The 1,574-nt window shown below is 30.1% G+C and carries 3 protein-coding genes; all 3 read right to left on the bottom strand.

Going from position 1 to position 1,574, the window contains the following annotated elements; translation table 11 throughout:
- Positions 1-208: 208 nt before the first annotated feature.
- From ASE40_RS01500 to ASE40_RS01490, 3 genes are read right to left on the bottom strand one after another with little or no spacing between them, the layout of a single operon-like run.
- Complete coding sequence (locus tag ASE40_RS01500; protein WP_057115045.1) at positions 209-568, bottom strand: hypothetical protein; 360 nt, start codon at positions 566-568, stop codon at positions 209-211.
- 1 nt (position 569) lies between these two features.
- Complete coding sequence (locus tag ASE40_RS01495; protein ID WP_057115044.1) at positions 570-866, bottom strand: hypothetical protein; 297 nt, start codon at positions 864-866, stop codon at positions 570-572.
- 56 nt (positions 867-922) lie between these two features.
- Positions 923-1,351: a hypothetical protein gene (locus tag ASE40_RS01490; protein ID WP_057115043.1), complete on the bottom strand. Its 429-nt coding sequence runs from the start codon at positions 1,349-1,351 to the stop codon at positions 923-925.
- Between the last annotated feature and the right edge of the window lie 223 nt (positions 1,352-1,574).

Genomic DNA, 1,574 nt, shown 5'->3' with positions numbered 1-1,574 from the left:
CTTTGCGGGCACGGATTGCAAATCCGCGCTATCGTTGCGGAAATATATCTGCGCGATCGGGTTATAGTTATAAAATAGGCTTCCTCAGTAGTTGTTGCTTTGTATTTTGTTAAAATTGTATTTTTTTAGATCTTGAAGAAATTACTTTGCGGGCACAGATTGCAAATCTGCGCTATCGGGAATGCTCGAGCCGGCAGTGGCAATAAAGTTATTCTAATTCAATAAACAATTGGTTGTTGTTTTGAATGCTGGAAGCGCAAATTTGTTTAATAGCATTATAAACATGTAATAAATTTTGCGGAACATTGTTTTCTATTAACAAAAGTTGATTTTTAAATTCTTCCTTTCGTTTGCATTCCCATTGTCCATCATACCACCCTTCACATTTGAAATAGTTATACATTACACTTTCTTTATTGTATTGAGCCGATGGAATTAATGATAAAACTTCATTGAAATGAAATTGAAGAATCTTAACTTCAAATATTACTAAGTTATTACTTGTTTTTTCATTTAAAACAATACTTAGCTCACCAGTATATTCGGAATATAAATCTATTTTCTGCATATTATTTTACTTTAAAGTGACTATCATTTAATATTTTTATTTCTAATGGAGTGGCAGTTCCTAATCGTTGATTTGTTATTGCATCATAATATAAGTGTCCTCTAATCCAATCTGTACCACATAAGTGCTCCGAATAGGTAGTAATTGTTCCATCATTAATAATTGTTCTTTCTACCCTCCAAACACTACCTTGGCCAGCCCCAAATGGTACATTTGGTATTTCGGTATGTGCTCTAACCACATATTTAAAAGTATTATCTCTAAATTTAAAATAGACTTGTAAATGATCATTTGGCATTGTTTTAGGTTTAGGTATAACTGAATTTGGTATTTCGATCGGAGTAAAAAAATACTTTAATTTTTAAAAATATATCTCATAGGTTGGTTTTGATTCGTAAATTCTTTTATATGAGCTAAAAAGCTTCGCATTTCCAATATTTTACTATCAATGGGATTTGTCTTAACATATAAATAATAAGTTAGACCTTTCCAAATAAAAGGATCACTACCATATTGAAGAGGATATAATCTTCTCAATCTTTCTTTAAAAGGGTCAAAGTTTGCGTCTGCAACTAATTCATCTATTTTTTCTGAGGCGGCAAGTTCCAATTGTTGTAATTCAGAAACACTAAGTTCAAAATTCATTTCTGCATTAACTCTTACTAAAATACTATTTTTTAAAGATTCAGAAATATTGAATTGAGTGAAAAAATCATATAAGAGATTTGTATTTCGACATGAAATAAGTTTATTATTTAGATTAAATATTAAATAACTTTTCATTTTAAGTATTTTTATTTTGTTAATATTACTTTTATATAGCCTTGGTTTATTAAAATATCTTTAATGTTTATAAATTTTCGGCTACTCATTGTCTTATAAAATGTAGTAGCCTTTACCGCTTCTATTTGATCATAAGTATTCTCATAAACATTGATAAATACCCGATCGCGCAGATTTACCCTCGATCGTTAGCGCGGATTTGCAATCCGTGCCCGCAAAGATT

Source organism: Flavobacterium sp. Root935, assembly GCF_001429295.1.
Lineage (GTDB): Bacteria > Bacteroidota > Bacteroidia > Flavobacteriales > Flavobacteriaceae > Flavobacterium.
This window is presented reverse-complemented; position numbering and strand designations above follow the sequence as displayed.